Below are 15033 nucleotides of genomic sequence, written 5' to 3'. Positions count from 1 at the left end.
ACGTGAGCGAGGCGGAAGCGACGACACCGACGAGCGAGGTGCTGATCGTCACGGGGATGTCGGGTGCGGGGCGCTCGACGGTCGCCAACGCGCTCGAGGACCTCGGCTGGTACGTGGTCGACAACCTGCCCCCGCAGATGCTGCGGCCGCTGCTCGACCTGAGCGGGCGGCTCGGCAGCGAGCTGCCGCGCGTGGCCGCCGTCGTCGACGTGCGCGGGCGCGACCTGTTCAGCGAGCTGCCCGAGCGGCTGCTCGAGCTCCGCTCGCGCAGCAACCTGCGCCTCGTGTTCCTCGACGCGTCTGACGAGGTGCTCGTGCGCCGCTTCGAGGCCGTCCGCCGCCCGCATCCGCTGCAGGGCGACGGCACGCTCGTCGACGGCATCCGGCGCGAGCGCCAGATGCTCACCCCGATGCGCGAGAACGCCGACGTCGTGCTCGACACGTCGGCGAGCAACATCCACCAGCTCGCCACGCGCGTGGCCGACCTCTTCGCCGAGGAGGGCTCGGCGCGGCACACCGTGACGGTGATGAGCTTCGGCTTCAAGTACGGCCTGCCGCCCGACGTCGACCTCGTGGCCGACATGCGCTTCCTGCCGAACCCGTACTGGGACGACAGCCTGCGCGGCCTCACGGGCGAGGACGACGCCGTGCGCGACTACGTCATGGCCCAGGAGGGCGCGGCGGAGTTCCTCGACGCGTACACGGCGGTGCTGCGGCCCGTGCTGCAGGGCTACCAGCGCGAGAACAAGCGGCACTCCACGGTCGGGGTCGGCTGCACGGGCGGACGGCATCGGTCGGTCGCCATGGCGCGCGCCCTCGCCGAGCGGCTCGTCGGCGAGCCGGGGGTGGCGGTCCGGGTGCGTCACCGCGACCTCGGCCGGGAGTGAGGGCCCGGGTCCTCGGAAGCACCTGGGCAGCCCTGGACGACCCTCCACAGATACCCCATCCGCCTGAGCAACTCCCTCGGTTCTGCGGCCCGCGGGCGGGTAGGCTGGAACATCCCGCCGCGCCGAGTGCGAGCGCGCGGAGGCCGGCGCCGGAGTGACCGCGCGGCTCGAGATGTGAGGGAGATCCGTGACACTGACCGCCGATGTCAAGGCCGAGCTGATCGCCGTCCGGGACCCGCGTCCCACGGTGAGGGTGGCCGAGTCGACGGCCCTGCTGCGCTTCGCGGGCGGGCTGCACTCGATCGCCGGTCGCGTGGCGGTGGAGGCCGAGGTCGGCTCGCCGATCATCGCCAAGCGCCTCGCTCGCGACATCGCCGAGATCTACGGCGTGCGCCCCGAGATCGCCCACGTGCAGTCGTCGGGCACCCGTGACGGCGACTTCTTCGCCGTGCGCGTGATCGACGGCGGCGAGACGCTCGCCCGCCAGACCGGCCTGCTCGACGCGCGCCGCCGCCCGGTGCGCGGCCTGCCCAACCGCCTCACCACGGGCGCCCCGCACGACCTCGCGTCGGTGTGGCGCGGCGCCTTCCTCGCGACCGGCACGCTCTCGGAGCCCGGGCGCTCCGCCGCCCTCGAGGTGACCTGCCCGTCGGGCGAGGCCGCCATGGCGCTCGTGGGCGCCGCCCACCGCATCGGCGTGGCGGCGAAGGCCCGCGAGGTGCGCGGCGTGCCGCGCGTGGTCGTGCGCGAGCCCGACGCCATCAAGGGCATGCTCGTGGCCATGGGCGCCGTCAACACGGCGTCGGAGTGGGACCAGCTGCGCCAGCGCCGCGAGGTGCGCGCCGGGGTCAACCGCCTCGTCAACTTCGACGACGCCAACCTGCGCCGCTCGGCCCAGGCCGCCGTCGCCGCGTGCGCCCGCGTGGAGCGCGCGCTCGAGATCCTCGGCGACGACGTTCCCGAGCACCTGCGCCAGGCGGGGCACCTGCGCCTCACGCACCGCGACGCGAGCCTGGACGAGCTCGGCCAGCACGCCGATCCGCCCCTCACGAAGGACGCCGTCGCCGGCCGCATCCGCCGCCTGCTGGCCATGGCCGACAAGCGCGCCGAGCAGGACGGCGTGCCCGGCACCGAGGCCGCCGTGGCCGCCGCCGAGGCCGCCGAGGCCGCGCGCACCGCGTAACCCGCTGTCACGATCCGACCCGAAGCGCAAGGCCGCCCCCGGCGTCCCCGACCGCCATTAGGCTGAGACTCACCGGCCCCTCTGGACCGGCCGATCCCTTCCGGGATGGACGATCGACGAGCGCCGCCGGCGCGGCGCGGATGGGAAGAATCGATGGCGACCTACACGCTCCCCGAGCTGACCTACGACTACGGTGCGCTCGAGCCGCACATCAGCGGCCAGATCATGGAGCTGCACCACTCCAAGCACCACGCCACGTACGTGGCCGGCGCGAACACCGCGCTCGAGCAGCTCGCCGAGGCCCGCGACAAGGGCGACTTCGCGAACGTCAACAAGCTCGAGAAGGACCTCGCGTTCAACCTCGGCGGCCACACCAACCACTCGATCTTCTGGACCAACCTGAGCCCCGAGGGTCAGGAGCGCCCCGAGGGCGAGATCGCCGCCGCGATCGAGGAGTACTTCGGCTCGTTCGAGGGCTTCCAGGGCCACTTCGCCGCCGCCGCGCTGGGCATCCAGGGCTCCGGCTGGGCCGGCGTGTTCTGGGACTCGATCGGGCAGCGCCTGATCATCCAGCAGTTCTTCGACCAGCAGTCGCAGTTCGCCGCCGGCACCGTGCCGGTGCTGCTGCTCGACATGTGGGAGCACGCCTTCTACCTGGACTACAAGAACGTCAAGGCCGACTACGTCAAGGCGTTCTGGAACATCGTCAACTGGGAGAACGTGCAGGAGCGTTTCCAGACGGCCCGCGAGAAGACCGCGGGGCTGCTGGTAGCCTCCTGAACAACGGGGGTGGCCCGGCAGGGTGCGTGCCGGCCGGGCCACCACACCTCCCGCCCGAAGACGTCATTCGACGCACGAATAGCAATCAGGAGACCTCAGTGTCCGTCAGGATCGGAATCAACGGCTTCGGCCGCATCGGCCGCAACTTCGTCCGCGCCGCGCTCGCGCAGGGTGCCGACTTCGAGATCGTGGGAGTCAACGATCTCACCGACAACAACTCGCTCGCGCAGCTGCTGAAGTTCGACTCGGTCGGCGGCCCGCTGGGCAAGGATGTCACCTTCGACGAGCAGTCGATCACGGTCGACGGCAAGGTCATCCGCGCGTTCGCCGAGCGCGACCCCGCGGCCCTGCCGTGGGGCGAGATCGGCGCCGACATCGTCATCGAGTCCACCGGTCGCTTCACCAAGCCCGAGGACGCCGGCAAGCACCTGCAGGGCGGCGCCAAGAAGGTCATCATCTCGGCCCCGGCCAGCGGCCCTGCTCCCACGTTCGTCATGGGCGTGAACGAGGACGCGTACGACCCCGAGAACGACCACGTCATCTCCAACGCCTCGTGCACCACGAACGCGCTGGCACCGCTCGCGAAGGTGTTCAACGACGCCTTCGGCATCGAGCGCGGCTTCATGATGACGGCGCACGCCTACACGGCCGACCAGAACCTCCAGGACGGCCCCCACAAGGACCTGCGTCGCGCCCGCGCCGCCGCCATCAACATCGTGCCGACGTCGACCGGTGCCGCCAAGGCCATCGGCCTCGTGCTGCCCGAGCTGAACGGCAAGCTCGACGGCACGAGCTACCGCGTGCCGGTGCCCTCGGGCTCGATCGTCGACCTCACGCTCGTGACGCGCGACGGCCTGACCAAGGAAGAGATCAACGAGGCCTACCGTGCGGCCGCCGCCGAGGGGCGCCTGAACGGCATCCTGCAGTACTCGGACGACCCGCTGGTCTCGAGCGACATCCAGCTCAACCAGTTCTCGTCGATCTTCGACTCGGGCCTGACGAGCGTCGCGGGCAACCTCGCGAAGGTGTCGGCCTGGTACGACAACGAGTGGGGCTACTCGAACCGCCTCGTCGACCTCGCCGAGTACGTCGGCGAGCGTCTCTGAGCACACTCTCCCCAGCGCCGGCCGCCTCGCTCCGAGGCGGCCGGCGCTGTGCTGTGCGGGGGCCCGCGCGGATGTAGAGTCGAGGTGATGACTCTGCGAACTCTCGACTCACTGGGCTCCCTCGCCGGCAAGCGCGTGATCGTCCGCTGCGACCTCAACGTCCCCCTGAAGGACGGCGTGATCGGCGATGACGGTCGCATCCGCGCCTCGCTCCCCACGATCCAGACGCTGCTCGACCAGGGCGCCCGCGTGATCGTGGTCTCGCACCTCGGTCGCCCCAAGGGCGAGCCCGACCCCCAGTACAGCCTCGGCCCCGTCGCCGAGCGCCTCGCGCAGCTGCTGGAGCGCCCCGTCGCCTTCGCGAGCGACACGGTCGGCGCCTCCGCGCAGGAGACCGTCGCGGGCCTGCACGACGGCGGCGTCGCGCTGCTCGAGAACCTGCGCTTCAACGCGGGCGAGACGTCGAAGGACGACGCCGAGCGCCTCGCCTTCGCCCGCGACCTCGCGGCGCTGGGTGACGCGGTCGTCTCGGACGGCTTCGGCGCCGTCCACCGCAAGCACGCGAGCGTCTACCACCTCGAGGGCCTGCTGCCGAGCGCCGCCGGCCTGCTCATCGCGGCCGAACTCGAGGTGCTCGACCGCCTCACCGAGAAGCCCGAGCGTCCCTACACGGTGGTGCTCGGCGGCTCGAAGGTCTCCGACAAGCTCGGCGTCATCGACCACCTGCTGCCGCGCGTGGACCGCCTGCTCATCGGCGGCGGCATGCTCTTCACGTTCCTCGCCGCGCAGGGCCACAAGGTCGGCTCCTCGCTGCTGGAGGCCGACCAGATCGAGACGGTGAAGGGCTACATCGCCGCGGCGCAGGAGAAGGGCGTCGAGCTGGTGCTGCCGACCGACGTCGTCGTCGCCGCGTCGTTCGGTGCCGACGCCGACCACGAGGTCGCCCCGGCCGACGCGATCGAGGAGACGGAGTTCGGCGCCGCGGGCGTCGGCCTCGACATCGGTCCCGACACCGCGGCGGTCTTCGCCGCCGCGATCGCCGGCTCCCAGACGGTCTTCTGGAACGGCCCGATGGGCGTGTTCGAGTTCCCGGCCTTCGCCGCCGGCACGCGTGCGGTGGCGCAGGCCCTCACCGAGGTCGACGGACTCAGCGTGGTGGGCGGCGGCGACTCGGCCGCGGCCGTGCGCGCGCTCGGCTTCGCCGACGACCGGTTCGGTCACATCTCGACGGGCGGGGGCGCGAGCCTCGAGTTCCTGGAAGGCAAGAAGCTCCCCGGTCTGGAGGCACTCGGATGGTCCTGAAGCGCACCCCGCTGATCGCGGGCAACTGGAAGATGAACCTCGACCACCTGCAGGCGGTCGCGTTCGTGCAGAAGCTGCACTGGGCGCTGAAGGACGTCAAGCACGACTTCGACAGCGTCGACGTCACGGTGTTCCCGCCGTTCACCGACCTTCGCAGCGTGCAGACGCTGCTCGACGCCGACAAGATCCCCTTCGGCCTCGGCGCGCAGGACCTCTCGGTGCACGACGAGGGCGCGTACACGGGCGAGATCTCGGGCGCCTTCCTCAAGAAGCTCGACGTCGGCTCCGTCATCATCGGCCACTCGGAGCGCCGCGAGTACCACGCGGAGGGCGACGACGTCGTGGCCGCGAAGGTGCAGGCCGCGCTGCGGCACGGCCTCGTCCCCGTCATCTGCGTGGGCGAGACGAGCGAGGACCTCGAGAAGCACGGCGCGAGCGCGGTGCCCGTCGGCCAGCTCGAGAAGGCGCTCGAGGGCGTCGCCGCCGACGCCGAGATCGTGGTGGCCTACGAGCCCGTCTGGGCGATCGGATCGGGCCAGGCGGCCACGCCGCAGCAGGCCCAGGAGGTCTGCCAGAAGCTGCGCGGCGTCATCGCCGAGCGCATGGGCGAGGACGCGGCGGCCAAGACCCGCGTGCTGTACGGCGGATCCGTGAAGGCCGCCAACATCGCGGGCTTCCTGCGCGAGCCCGACGTGGACGGCGCCCTCGTGGGCGGCGCGAGCCTGAAGGTCGAGGAGTTCGCCTCGATCATCCGGTTCCAGAAGCACGTCGGAGTGTAGGCTTTCGCTGTGGTCGTACTCGAGTTCATTCTGCAGGTCCTGCTGGGCCTCACCAGCCTCATCCTGACGTTCTTCATCCTGCTCCACCGCGGCCGCGGCGGAGGGCTGTCCGACATGTTCGGCGGCGGCATGGGCCAGGCCGTGGGCTCGTCGGGCGTCGCCGAGCGGAACCTCAACATCATCACCGTCGTGGTGGCGCTGGTCTGGTTCCTCGCCATCGTCGGCCTCGGTCTGATCACGAAGTTCCAGGTGATCTGACGTGGCGGTCGGGGGGAACGCGATCCGCGGCACGCGCGTGGGCTCCGGCCCGATGGGCGAGCAGGACCACGGGCACCAGGCCGACCGGATCGCCGTCAGCTACTGGGACGCGCTGGGCAACGAGACCGTCCGCTACTTCGCGGCCGGGCTCCCCGAGGCCGAGATCCCCGAGATCATCGACCACCCGAACTCGGGTCTGCCCGCCGGGCGCGACAAGGACACCCCGCCGCAGGTGGCGAAGAACGAGCCCTACAAGACGCACCTCGCGTACGTGAAGGAGCGCCGCACCGACGCCGAGGCGGACGAACTGCTGGCCGAGGCGCTCCAGAAGCTCCGCGAGCGCCGCGGCGAGTAACAGAAGCGGGGTGAAACACCCCGGTTGCTGAACGAAGCGGCCGCAGGCCGCGAAGATGAAGCGACCACCGCAACTCTCACCAGCCAACGAGCGGGAGTTGCTGTGGTCGCTTCATCTGCGCTCGCTTCGCTCGCTCCGTTCAGCAACCGACGGGGTCGCCGAACCGAGCGGGCGCGTCTCAATAGTCAGGATCGATGAGGTCCTCAGGCACCTCGGCGGCGGCGTCCTGGTCGACGAAGATCGCCGTGCGCGCCGTGCCGTACGCACCGGCGGCCGGCACGCTGAGGTAGCTCGCTCCCGCCAGCACCAGGCCGAGCGCGGGGGCCTTGTCGGGGCCCGAGACGACCATCCACACGCGCACCGACGAGTTGATCACGGGCCGCGTGAAGGTGATGCGCTCCGGCGGGGGCTTCGGCGAGTCGCGCACCGGCAGCACCGAGCGGTCGGTCACGCGCACCTCGCCGCGGTCGGGGAACAGCGACGCGATGTGGCCGTCGGGGCCGACACCCAGGAAGCACACGTCGAACATGGGCCACGGGCGCTGCTCGTCGCCGAAGCGCGCGAGCTCGGCGGCGTACGCCTCGGCGGCCTCGTCGAGCCCCACGCCCTCGTCCGCGGCGGCGGCCTCGTGGATGTTCTCGCGCGGGATGTCGAGCACGTCCAGCAGCGCGCGCCGCGCCTGCAGCGCGTTGCGCTCGTCGTCGTCGCGCGGCAGGAACCGCTCGTCGCTCCACCAGAAGTGCACGCGCGTCCAGTCGATCATGCCGGCGCCGGCGTGCGCGGCGACGCGCTCCAGCACGGCCGAGCCCATCGATCCGCCCGTCAGCGAGACGTGCACGACGCCCTGCGACTGCGTCAGCTGCACCATCTTGCCGACGAAGCGCGTGGCCACGCTGTCGGCGAGGGTCTGCTTGTCGGGCTCCACCACGACGCGGATGGCGCTGGGATCGGGGCTCATCGGGCCACCTCCTCGGACGAGAGCGGGGGAGCGAGGCGCTCCCAGCCTTCCGTGAGCACGCGGCCGTAGAGCACATCGGCGTCGAGGCGGCGCAGCTCCTCGGCCAGGCATTCCCGCAGCGAGCGGCGCGGCAGCAGCAGCTCGTGGTCGGGCTGGCCGGGCTGCGTGAGCAGCGCGACCGCCTCGTCCTTGCGCTCGAGCAGGATGTCGCCGCTCGCGCGCGTGAGCCGCACGGAGTGGATGCCGTGGTCCCACTCGGCGGGGTCCTCGTACGCCCACGTCACCGGCAGGTCGAGCGCCATGCCGAGCCACGCCGCCAGCAGCGCCGTGGACGGCGACGTCGACGCGCCGCGCACCTCGACTGCCGTGACGGGCTCGTACGGCGGCTGATCCAGCACGGCCGCGAGCTGCTCGCGCCAGCGGGTCAGCCGCGTCCAGGCGAGATCGGTGTCGCCGGGGGTGTACGTGCGCTCGAGCGTCGTGAGGCGCTCGGTCGTGTACGGCGCCGTGGACGTGTCGGTGATGCGGCGCTGCGCGATCCGCCCCAGCGGATCGCTGCCGGGCGACGCGGGCGGCTCGTCGGGCCACCAGGCCACGACGGGCGCGTCGGGCAGCAGTAAGCCCGTGACGAGACCGTCGGTGTCGCGCGCGGTGTCGCCGGACGCGTGCAGGATGACCACCTCGCTCGCGCCGGCGTCGCCGCCCACGCGGATCTGGGCGTCGAGGCGCGTCGGTCCGTCGGGCGTGCGCACGAGCACGATGACGCGCATCGGGTGCTCGCGCGACGCGTCGTTGGCCGCGTCGATCGCCGCCTCGCGCGGTCGCGTGCGGCACTCGATCACGAGCGTCAGCACGCGGCCCAGGGCGACGGCGCCGCCCTCCTCGCGGACGGTGACCAGCCGCTTGGCGACCGTGCTCACCGTGGTGTCGGGCAGGTCGTAGATCACGGGCGCCTCCAGACCCGGCCATCGCGGGCCATCATCTCATCGGCCGAGGCCGGTCCCCACGAACCGGGCTGGTACTGCTCGAGCGGCTCGTCGAGGCTCGCCCAGTACTGCTCGACGGGATCGAGGATGCGCCACGAGAGCTCGACCTCCTCGTGCCGCGGGAACAGGGGCGGGTCGCCGAGCAGCACGTCGAGGATGAGGCGCTCGTACGCCTCGGGGCTCGCCTCGGTGAACGCGTGGCCGTAGCCGAAGTCCATCGTCACGTCGCGCACGTGCGTGCCCGTGCCCGGCACCTTCGATCCGAAGCGGATCGTCACGCCCTCGTCCGGCTGCACGCGGATGACGAGCGCGTTCTGGCCGAGCTCGGCCGCCTGCGCGCGCGCGAACAGGTGCTCGGGGGCGCGCTTGAACACGACGGCGATCTCGGTCACCCGGCGGCCCAGGCGCTTGCCCGTGCGCAGGTAGAACGGCACGTCGGCCCAGCGGCGGGTGCCGATCTCGAGCTTGATGGCCGCGTACGTCTCCGAGCGCGAGTCGGGGTTCATCCCCTCCTCGTCGAGGAAGCCGCGCACCTGCTCGCCGCCCTGCCATCCGCCCGCGTACTGGCCGCGCGCCGTGGCGAGCGAGAGGTCCTCCGGCAGCCGCACGGCCGCCAGCACCTTCTCCTTCTCGGCCCGCAGATGCTCGGCCGACAGGCTGATGGGCTCCTCCATCGCCGTGAGCGCGAGCAGCTGCAGCAGGTGGTTCTGGATGACGTCGCGCGCCGCGCCGACGCCGTCATAGTAGCCGGCACGGCCGCCCACGCCGATGTCCTCGGCCATCGTGATCTGCACGTGGTCGATGTGGTTGCGGTTCCAGATCGGCTCGAACAGCTCGTTGGCGAAGCGCAGGGCCAGGATGTTCTGGACCGTCTCCTTGCCGAGGTAGTGGTCGATCCGGAAGATCGAGTCGGCGGGGAACGCCGCCTCGAGCGCGTCGTTCAGCCCCCGCGCCGAGGCGAGGTCGTGCCCGAACGGCTTCTCGATGACGACCCGACGCCAGCGCGTGGGGTCGGGCTCGTCGTCGACCAGGCCCGAGCGCAGCAGCTGCTGCGCCACGGTGGGGAAGGCCCTCGGTGGGATCGACAGGTAGAACGCGTGGTTGCCCATGCTGCCGCGCTCGGCGTCGAGCCGATCGACGGTCTCGCGCAGGCGCTCGAACGCCTCGTCGTCGTCGAACTCGCCCTGCACGAAGCGGATGCCCGCGGCCAGCTGCTGCCACGTCTCCTCGCGGAACTCCGTGCGCGCGTGCTGCTTGACGGCGTCGTGCACGACCTCGGCGAAGTCCTCGTCGGCCCAGTCGCGGCGCGCGAAGCCCACGAGCGCGAAACCCGGGGGCAGCAGGCCGCGGTTGGCGAGGTCGTACACGGCGGGCATCAGCTTCTTGCGCGACAGGTCGCCTGTGACGCCGAAGATGACCAGCGCGCTGGGGCCCGCGATCCGGTTCAGACGGAGGTCATCGGGGTCGCGCAGCGGGTTGACGCCGCGCGAGATCTGCACGGTCATGTGCCTCCGGTCCTACTGGGCTGCTTCGTAGAGCGAGAGCACGTCGGCCTGCGGATCCACGAGGGTCAGCGTGACGACGGGCCGGCCGTGCTCGGCGAGCACCGCGGCGTCGCCGCTGGCCTGGGCCTCGATGAGCTGGCCGAATGTGAACGGCCGCCCGGGGATCTCGACGTCGGTCTCGGTGCGCTCCGTGATCTGCAGGAACACGCCCTGCGCGGGTCCGCCCTTGTGGTACTGGCCGGTCGAGTGCAGGAAGCGCGGTCCCCATCCGAAGGTGGTGGGGCGGCCCGAGTCGGCCGCGACCATCTCGCGCAGGCCCTGCAGCTGCGGCAGCTCCAGGCGGTTCACGTAGGCCTGGATCGCCACGTAGCCGTCCTCGGGCAGCGCGGCCCACAGCGCGTCGAGCACGCCCGCGATCGTGCCGGACGCGGCCAGGGCCGGGTCGGTCACGCGCACCTCGATGCCCTGCTCGGTGAAGGCCGGGGCGGCGCGCTCGGGTCGGGCGTCCAGCAGGCCGCGCGCGGCGACCTTGGCCGACTCGACGTCGGGCTGGTCGAACGGGTTGATGCCGAGCAGGCGGCCGGCGATCGCCGTGGCGTACTCCCACACGACGAACTGCGCGCCGAGGGTGCCGCTCACGAGGATCTCGTCGGGGAATCGGTGAGCCGACTCGCGCGCGTCGTCGACGATCCGCACGACCTGCAGGTCGGCGGGGCGCGACTCGAGCTCGGGGGAGACGGGCAGCAGCACGACGGGCAGGATGCCCGTGCCCTGCTTTCCGGTCGACTCGGCGACGAGCTGCTCGATCCAGTCCGGCAGGCCCACGATGTGCGTGCCGTCGGTGACGAGCGCCATCTTGTCGCGCCGCGGCTCGGTCGCCGCGATCGCGGCGCCCAGCACGAGCGCCGGGTTGTCGGGGGAGTCGATCGCCACCTGCAGCGAGATGGCCTCGGCCTCGTCGAGCAGCTCGGCGATGTCGGCGCCCGCGAGGCCTGACGGCACGAGGCCGAAGGCGGTGAGGGCGGAGTAGCGGCCGCCCACGGTGGGGTCGGCGTTGAAGACGCGGTAGCCGGCGGCGCGCGCCGACTCGTCCAGCGGCGATCCCGGATCGGTGACGACGACGATCCGCTCGGCGGGGTCGATGCCGAGGTCGCGGAACCCCGCCTCGAAGGCGCGGCGCTGCGAGTCGGTCTCGACCGTGGAGCCCGACTTCGACGACACCACGAGCGCCGTGCGCTCGAGGCCGCCGTCGAGGGCGGCGAGCACCTGGCCGGGGGCCGTCGAGTCGAGGATCGTCAGCTCGACGCCCGCGGTCTGGGCGATCACCTCGGGCGCGAGCGACGAGCCGCCCATGCCGGCCAGCACGATGCGGTCGACGCCCTTCGCGTTCAGCTCCTCGCGCAGGGCGAGGATCTCGGGGACGAGCGGGCGCGACACCGACACGGCGTTCACCCAGCCGAGCCGCTTGGCGGACTCGGACTCGGCCTCGGGGCCCCACAGGGTCGGGTCGCCGCCGGTGATGCCGGAGGCCACGAGATCCGCGACGAGCGTGGGGAGCGTGCGCTCCACCGCCGCCTCGGCGGCGCCGGAGACGTGGATCGAGAAGGTCACGCGGAGGCCCCCTTCAGGGCCGCGTCGACGGTGGCCTGCAGCTCCTGCCAGGAGGCGACGAACTTCTGCACGCCCTCGTCCTCGAGCACCTGGGTGACGTCGTCGAAGTCGATGCCCACCGAGGCGAGCGCGTCCATGACGGCGTGCGCGTCCGAGTAGGCGCCCGTGACGGTGTCGCCCGCGATCACGGCGTGGTCGAAGGTCGCCTCGAGCGTCTTCTCCGGCATGGTGTTGACGGTGCCGGGCGCCACGAGCTCGGCGACGTACAGGGTGTCGGGCAGCGCCGGGTCCTTCACGCCGGTGGAGGCCCACAGCGGGCGCTGCACGTTGGCGCCGGCCGCGACGAGGCTCGTCGCGCGCTCCTCGGCGAAGCGCTGCTCGTAGAGCTCGAACGCCAGGCGGGCGTTCGCCACGCCGGCCTTCGACTTGAGCGCGGCGGCGTCGGGCGACTCGAGCGCGGCGAGGCGCTTGTCGACCTCGGTGTCCACGCGCGAGACGAAGAACGACGCCACCGACTGGATCGTCGAGAGATCGATGCCGGCGTCGCGGGCCTTCTCGAGGCCGGCGAGGTAGGCGTCGATGACCTCGCCGTAGCGCTCGAGCGAGAAGATCAGCGTCACGTTCACGCTGATGCCCGATCCGATCACCTCGGTGATGGCGGGCAGGCCCGCCTTCGTCGCGGGGATCTTGATGAGCGCGTTCGGGCGACCCACGCGGTCGGCGAGGTCGCGCGCCTGCGCGATGGTGCCCTCGGTGTCGTTCGCGAGCTCGGGGGAGACCTCGATCGACACGCGGCCGTCGACGCCGCCGGTCTCCTGGAAGACGGGGGCGAACACGTCGCACGCCGAGCGCACGTCGTCGGTGGTGATCGTGAAGATCGCCTCGTCCACGCTGGCGCCGGCGGCGGCCAGCTGCGTGACCTGCGCGTCGTAGGCCTCGCCGTTCGCGAGCGCGCCGGCGAAGATCGTCGGGTTCGTCGTGACGCCCGTCACGTTGCGCGTCTCGATCAGCTGCTGCAGGTTGCCGCTCTGGATGCGCTGGCGCGAGAGGTCGTCGAGCCAGATGCTGACGCCGGCGGCGGCGAGCTGTGCGGTGGGTGTGGTGCTCACTTCGACTCCTCGATGGACTCGCGTGCCGCCTGGGCGACGGCCTCGGCGGTGATGCCGAACTTCTCGTACAGGGTCTGGTAGTCGGCCGAGGCGCCATAGTGCTCGATCGAGACCGAGCGCCCGGCGTCGCCGACGATGGCGTGCCACGGCATCGCGATGCCGGCCTCGACCGACACGCGCGCCCTCACCGACGACGGCAGCACGCTCTCGCGGTACTCCTCGTCCTGCTCGGCGAACCACTCGAGGCACGGGGCCGATACGACGCGGGCGTTCACGCCTTCGGCAGCCAGCTGCTCGCGGGCGGCCACGGCCACCTGCACCTCGGATCCGGTGCCGATGAGGATGACGTCGGGCTCGCCGTCCGGCGCGTCGGCGAGCACGTACGCGCCCTTGGACACGAGCGAGGCGGGGGCGAACTCGGAGCGGTCGAACGTCGGCACGCCCTGGCGGGTGAGCGCGATGCCGGCGGGGCCGCCGCGGCGCTTCAGGATCTCGTACCAGGCGTACGACGTCTCGTTGGCGTCGGCGGGGCGCACGACGGCGAGGCCGGGGATCGCGCGCAGCGCCGCGAGGTGCTCGATCGGCTGGTGCGTGGGGCCGTCCTCGCCGAGCGCGATCGAGTCGTGCGTCCACACGTACACGCTGGGGATGCCCATGAGCGAGGCCAGTCGCACGGCCGGGCGCATGTAGTCGGCGAACTGCAGGAACGTGCCGCCGAATGCGCGGGTGGGTCCGTGCAGCACGATGCCGTTGACGATCGCGGCCATGGCGTGCTCGCGGATGCCGAAGTGCATCACGCGGCCGTAGGGGTTGCCCGACCACTCGTGCGTCGACCACTCCTCGGGGATGAACGATGCCGCACTCTTGATGGTGGTGAGGTTCGACTCGGCGAGGTCGGCCGATCCGCCCCACAGCTCGGGCATGACGTCGGCGATGGCGTTGATGACCTGGCCGGACGCGGCGCGGGTGGCCACGGCCTTGCCGGCCTCGAACACCGGCAGGGCGTCCTCGAGGCCGTCGGGCAGCTCGCCGGTCGCCAGCCGGTCCCACAGCGCCTTGCGCTCGGGGTTGGCCTCGGCCCACGCGTCGAAGCGCTCCTGCCACGCCTCGCGCTCGGCCCGGCCGCGCTCCTTCAGGGCGCGGGTGTGGGCGAGCACGTCGTCGGCGACGACGAAGTGCTGCTCGGGATCGAAGCCGAGCACCTCCTTCGTGGCGCGCAGCTCGTCGGCGCCGAGCGCCGAGCCGTGGATCTTGCCGGTGTTCTGCTTGCCGGGGGAGGGCCAGCCGATGATCGTCGTGAGCACGATGAGCGACGGCTTGGACGTCTCGGCCTTCGCCGCCTCGATCGCGCGGTGCAGCTCGTGGACGTCCTCGGAGTACTCGCCGGTCTTCTTCCAGTCCACCGTCTGCACGTGCCAGCCGAGCGCCTCGTAGCGCGCCGCGACGTCCTCGGTGAAGGCGACGTCCGTGTCGTCCTCGATCGAGATCTGGTTCGCGTCGTAGAGCACGACGAGGTTGCCGAGCTGCTGGTGGCCCGCGAGCGAGGAGGCCTCGTTCGTCACGCCCTCCTGCATGTCGCCGTCCGAGGCGATCACGTACACGAAGTGGTCGAACGGGCTCTCGCCGGCCGGCGCCTCGGGGTCGAACAGGCCGCGCTCGTAGCGCGCCGCGTAGGCGAAGCCGACCGACGAGGCCAGGCCCTGCCCGAGCGGGCCGGTCGTGATCTCGACGCCGTCCGTGTGCCCGAGCTCCGGGTGCCCCGGGGTCTTCGAGCCCCACGTGCGCAGCGCCTTGAGGTCGTCGAGCTCGAGCCCGAAGCCGCCGAGGTACAGCTGCACGTACTGCGTCAGCGAGGAGTGGCCGGCCGACAGGATGAACCGGTCGCGCCCGGGCCAGCGCGTCTCGCTCGGATCGTGGCGCATCACCCGCTGGTAGAGCAGGTACGCGGCGGGGGCCAGGCTCATCGCGGTGCCGGGATGGCCGTTGCCGACCTTCTCCACCGCGTCCGCGGCCAGCACGCGCGCCGTGTCAACGGCCCGTCGATCGATCTCGTCCCAACGCAGTTCCGACACGGGACCGCCTTTCGTCTGGGTGGAGCGCCCGCGCATGATCCGGGGCCGTCGTGTACCCACGGCGGCGGCGCACGGGCGCGCGTTTCAAGGCCAGCATAGCGAGCGGGAGACCCCGCGGATCCGCCCTCGACCGGGCCGCGCT

14 protein-coding genes are annotated in these 15033 nt (G+C 71.9%); 8 read left to right on the top strand and 6 right to left on the bottom strand.

The window, feature by feature from the left end; translation table 11 throughout:
* Positions 1 to 2 precede the first annotated feature (2 nt).
* The 8 genes from rapZ (at position 3) to ACWDR7_RS07555 (ending at position 6650) form a co-directional block, all read left to right on the top strand.
* Complete coding sequence (gene rapZ / locus ACWDR7_RS07590; protein WP_449854317.1) at positions 3 to 887, top strand: RNase adapter RapZ; 885 nt, start codon at positions 3 to 5, stop codon at positions 885 to 887.
* 187 nt (positions 888 to 1074) lie between these two features.
* Complete coding sequence (gene whiA / locus ACWDR7_RS07585; RefSeq protein ID WP_449854316.1) at positions 1075 to 2070, top strand: DNA-binding protein WhiA; 996 nt, start codon at positions 1075 to 1077, stop codon at positions 2068 to 2070.
* Between the two features lie 153 nt (positions 2071 to 2223).
* Entirely contained in the window at positions 2224 to 2850 is a 627-nt protein-coding gene (locus ACWDR7_RS07580; RefSeq protein WP_449854315.1) for a superoxide dismutase, read from the top strand.
* Positions 2851 to 2948: 98 nt separating this feature from the next.
* Positions 2949 to 3956, top strand: a complete 1008-nt coding sequence (gene gap / locus ACWDR7_RS07575; RefSeq protein ID WP_449854314.1) for a type I glyceraldehyde-3-phosphate dehydrogenase — start codon at positions 2949 to 2951, stop codon at positions 3954 to 3956.
* A gap of 87 nt (positions 3957 to 4043) precedes the next feature.
* Positions 4044 to 5258, top strand: a complete 1215-nt coding sequence (locus tag ACWDR7_RS07570) for a phosphoglycerate kinase (protein ID WP_449854313.1) — start codon at positions 4044 to 4046, stop codon at positions 5256 to 5258.
* Positions 5249 to 6037: a triose-phosphate isomerase gene (gene tpiA / locus ACWDR7_RS07565; protein ID WP_449854312.1), complete on the top strand. Its 789-nt coding sequence runs from the start codon at positions 5249 to 5251 to the stop codon at positions 6035 to 6037. The genes ACWDR7_RS07570 and tpiA overlap by 10 nt, the downstream gene beginning before the upstream one ends.
* Positions 6038 to 6046: 9 nt before the next feature.
* A complete protein-coding gene (gene secG / locus ACWDR7_RS07560) occupies positions 6047 to 6295 on the top strand; it encodes a preprotein translocase subunit SecG (protein ID WP_449854311.1) in 249 nt (82 codons plus the stop codon).
* Between the two features lies 1 nt (position 6296).
* A complete protein-coding gene (locus ACWDR7_RS07555; RefSeq protein WP_449854310.1) occupies positions 6297 to 6650 on the top strand; it encodes an RNA polymerase-binding protein RbpA in 354 nt (117 codons plus the stop codon).
* Between the two features lie 178 nt (positions 6651 to 6828).
* On the opposite strand, the gene pgl is transcribed toward ACWDR7_RS07555, so the two are convergent.
* The 6 genes from pgl to tkt are packed head-to-tail and all read right to left on the bottom strand — an operon-like array spanning position 6829 to position 14891.
* Positions 6829 to 7608 carry a 6-phosphogluconolactonase gene (gene pgl / locus ACWDR7_RS07550; RefSeq protein ID WP_449854309.1) on the bottom strand — a complete coding sequence of 260 codons (780 nt, stop codon included), beginning with the start codon at positions 7606 to 7608 and terminating at the stop codon, positions 6829 to 6831.
* A complete protein-coding gene (locus tag ACWDR7_RS07545) occupies positions 7605 to 8555 on the bottom strand; it encodes a glucose-6-phosphate dehydrogenase assembly protein OpcA (protein WP_449854308.1) in 951 nt (316 codons plus the stop codon). Before ACWDR7_RS07545 ends, pgl begins: the two co-directional genes overlap by 4 nt.
* Positions 8552 to 10099, bottom strand: a complete 1548-nt coding sequence (zwf, locus tag ACWDR7_RS07540; RefSeq protein WP_449854307.1) for a glucose-6-phosphate dehydrogenase — start codon at positions 10097 to 10099, stop codon at positions 8552 to 8554. The genes ACWDR7_RS07545 and zwf overlap by 4 nt, the downstream gene beginning before the upstream one ends.
* A 12-nt stretch (positions 10100 to 10111) precedes the next feature.
* Positions 10112 to 11710, bottom strand: a complete 1599-nt coding sequence (locus ACWDR7_RS07535) for a glucose-6-phosphate isomerase (protein ID WP_449854306.1) — start codon at positions 11708 to 11710, stop codon at positions 10112 to 10114.
* The gene (gene tal, locus ACWDR7_RS07530; protein WP_449854305.1) at positions 11707 to 12819 is read right to left on the bottom strand and encodes a transaldolase; all 1113 of its coding nucleotides are present in this window, start codon (positions 12817 to 12819) and stop codon (positions 11707 to 11709) included. Before tal ends, ACWDR7_RS07535 begins: the two co-directional genes overlap by 4 nt.
* Positions 12816 to 14891 (bottom strand): transketolase, encoded by a 2076-nt coding sequence (gene tkt, locus ACWDR7_RS07525; protein ID WP_449854304.1) that lies wholly within the window; start codon positions 14889 to 14891, stop codon positions 12816 to 12818. Before tkt ends, tal begins: the two co-directional genes overlap by 4 nt.
* Positions 14892 to 15033 lie beyond the last annotated feature (142 nt).

This window comes from Microbacterium sp. NPDC003461 (assembly GCF_053588335.1).
The sequence above is the reverse complement of the archived record's forward strand: the minus strand, read 5'-3'. Positions and strand labels throughout refer to the sequence as shown.

Bases quoted from the DNA above. Each gene is read 5' to 3' on its own strand.
- ACWDR7_RS07580 (WP_449854315.1), top strand. From the start codon at position 2,224: ATGGCGACCTACACGCTCCCCGAGCTGACCTACGACTACGGTGCGCTC.
- ACWDR7_RS07570 (WP_449854313.1), top strand. From the start codon at position 4,044: ATGACTCTGCGAACTCTCGACTCACTGGGCTCCCTCGCCGGCAAGCGC.
- tpiA (WP_449854312.1), top strand. From the start codon at position 5,249: ATGGTCCTGAAGCGCACCCCGCTGATCGCGGGCAACTGGAAGATGAAC.
- pgl (WP_449854309.1), bottom strand. From the start codon at position 7,608: ATGAGCCCCGATCCCAGCGCCATCCGCGTCGTGGTGGAGCCCGACAAG.
- zwf (WP_449854307.1), bottom strand. From the start codon at position 10,099: ATGACCGTGCAGATCTCGCGCGGCGTCAACCCGCTGCGCGACCCCGAT.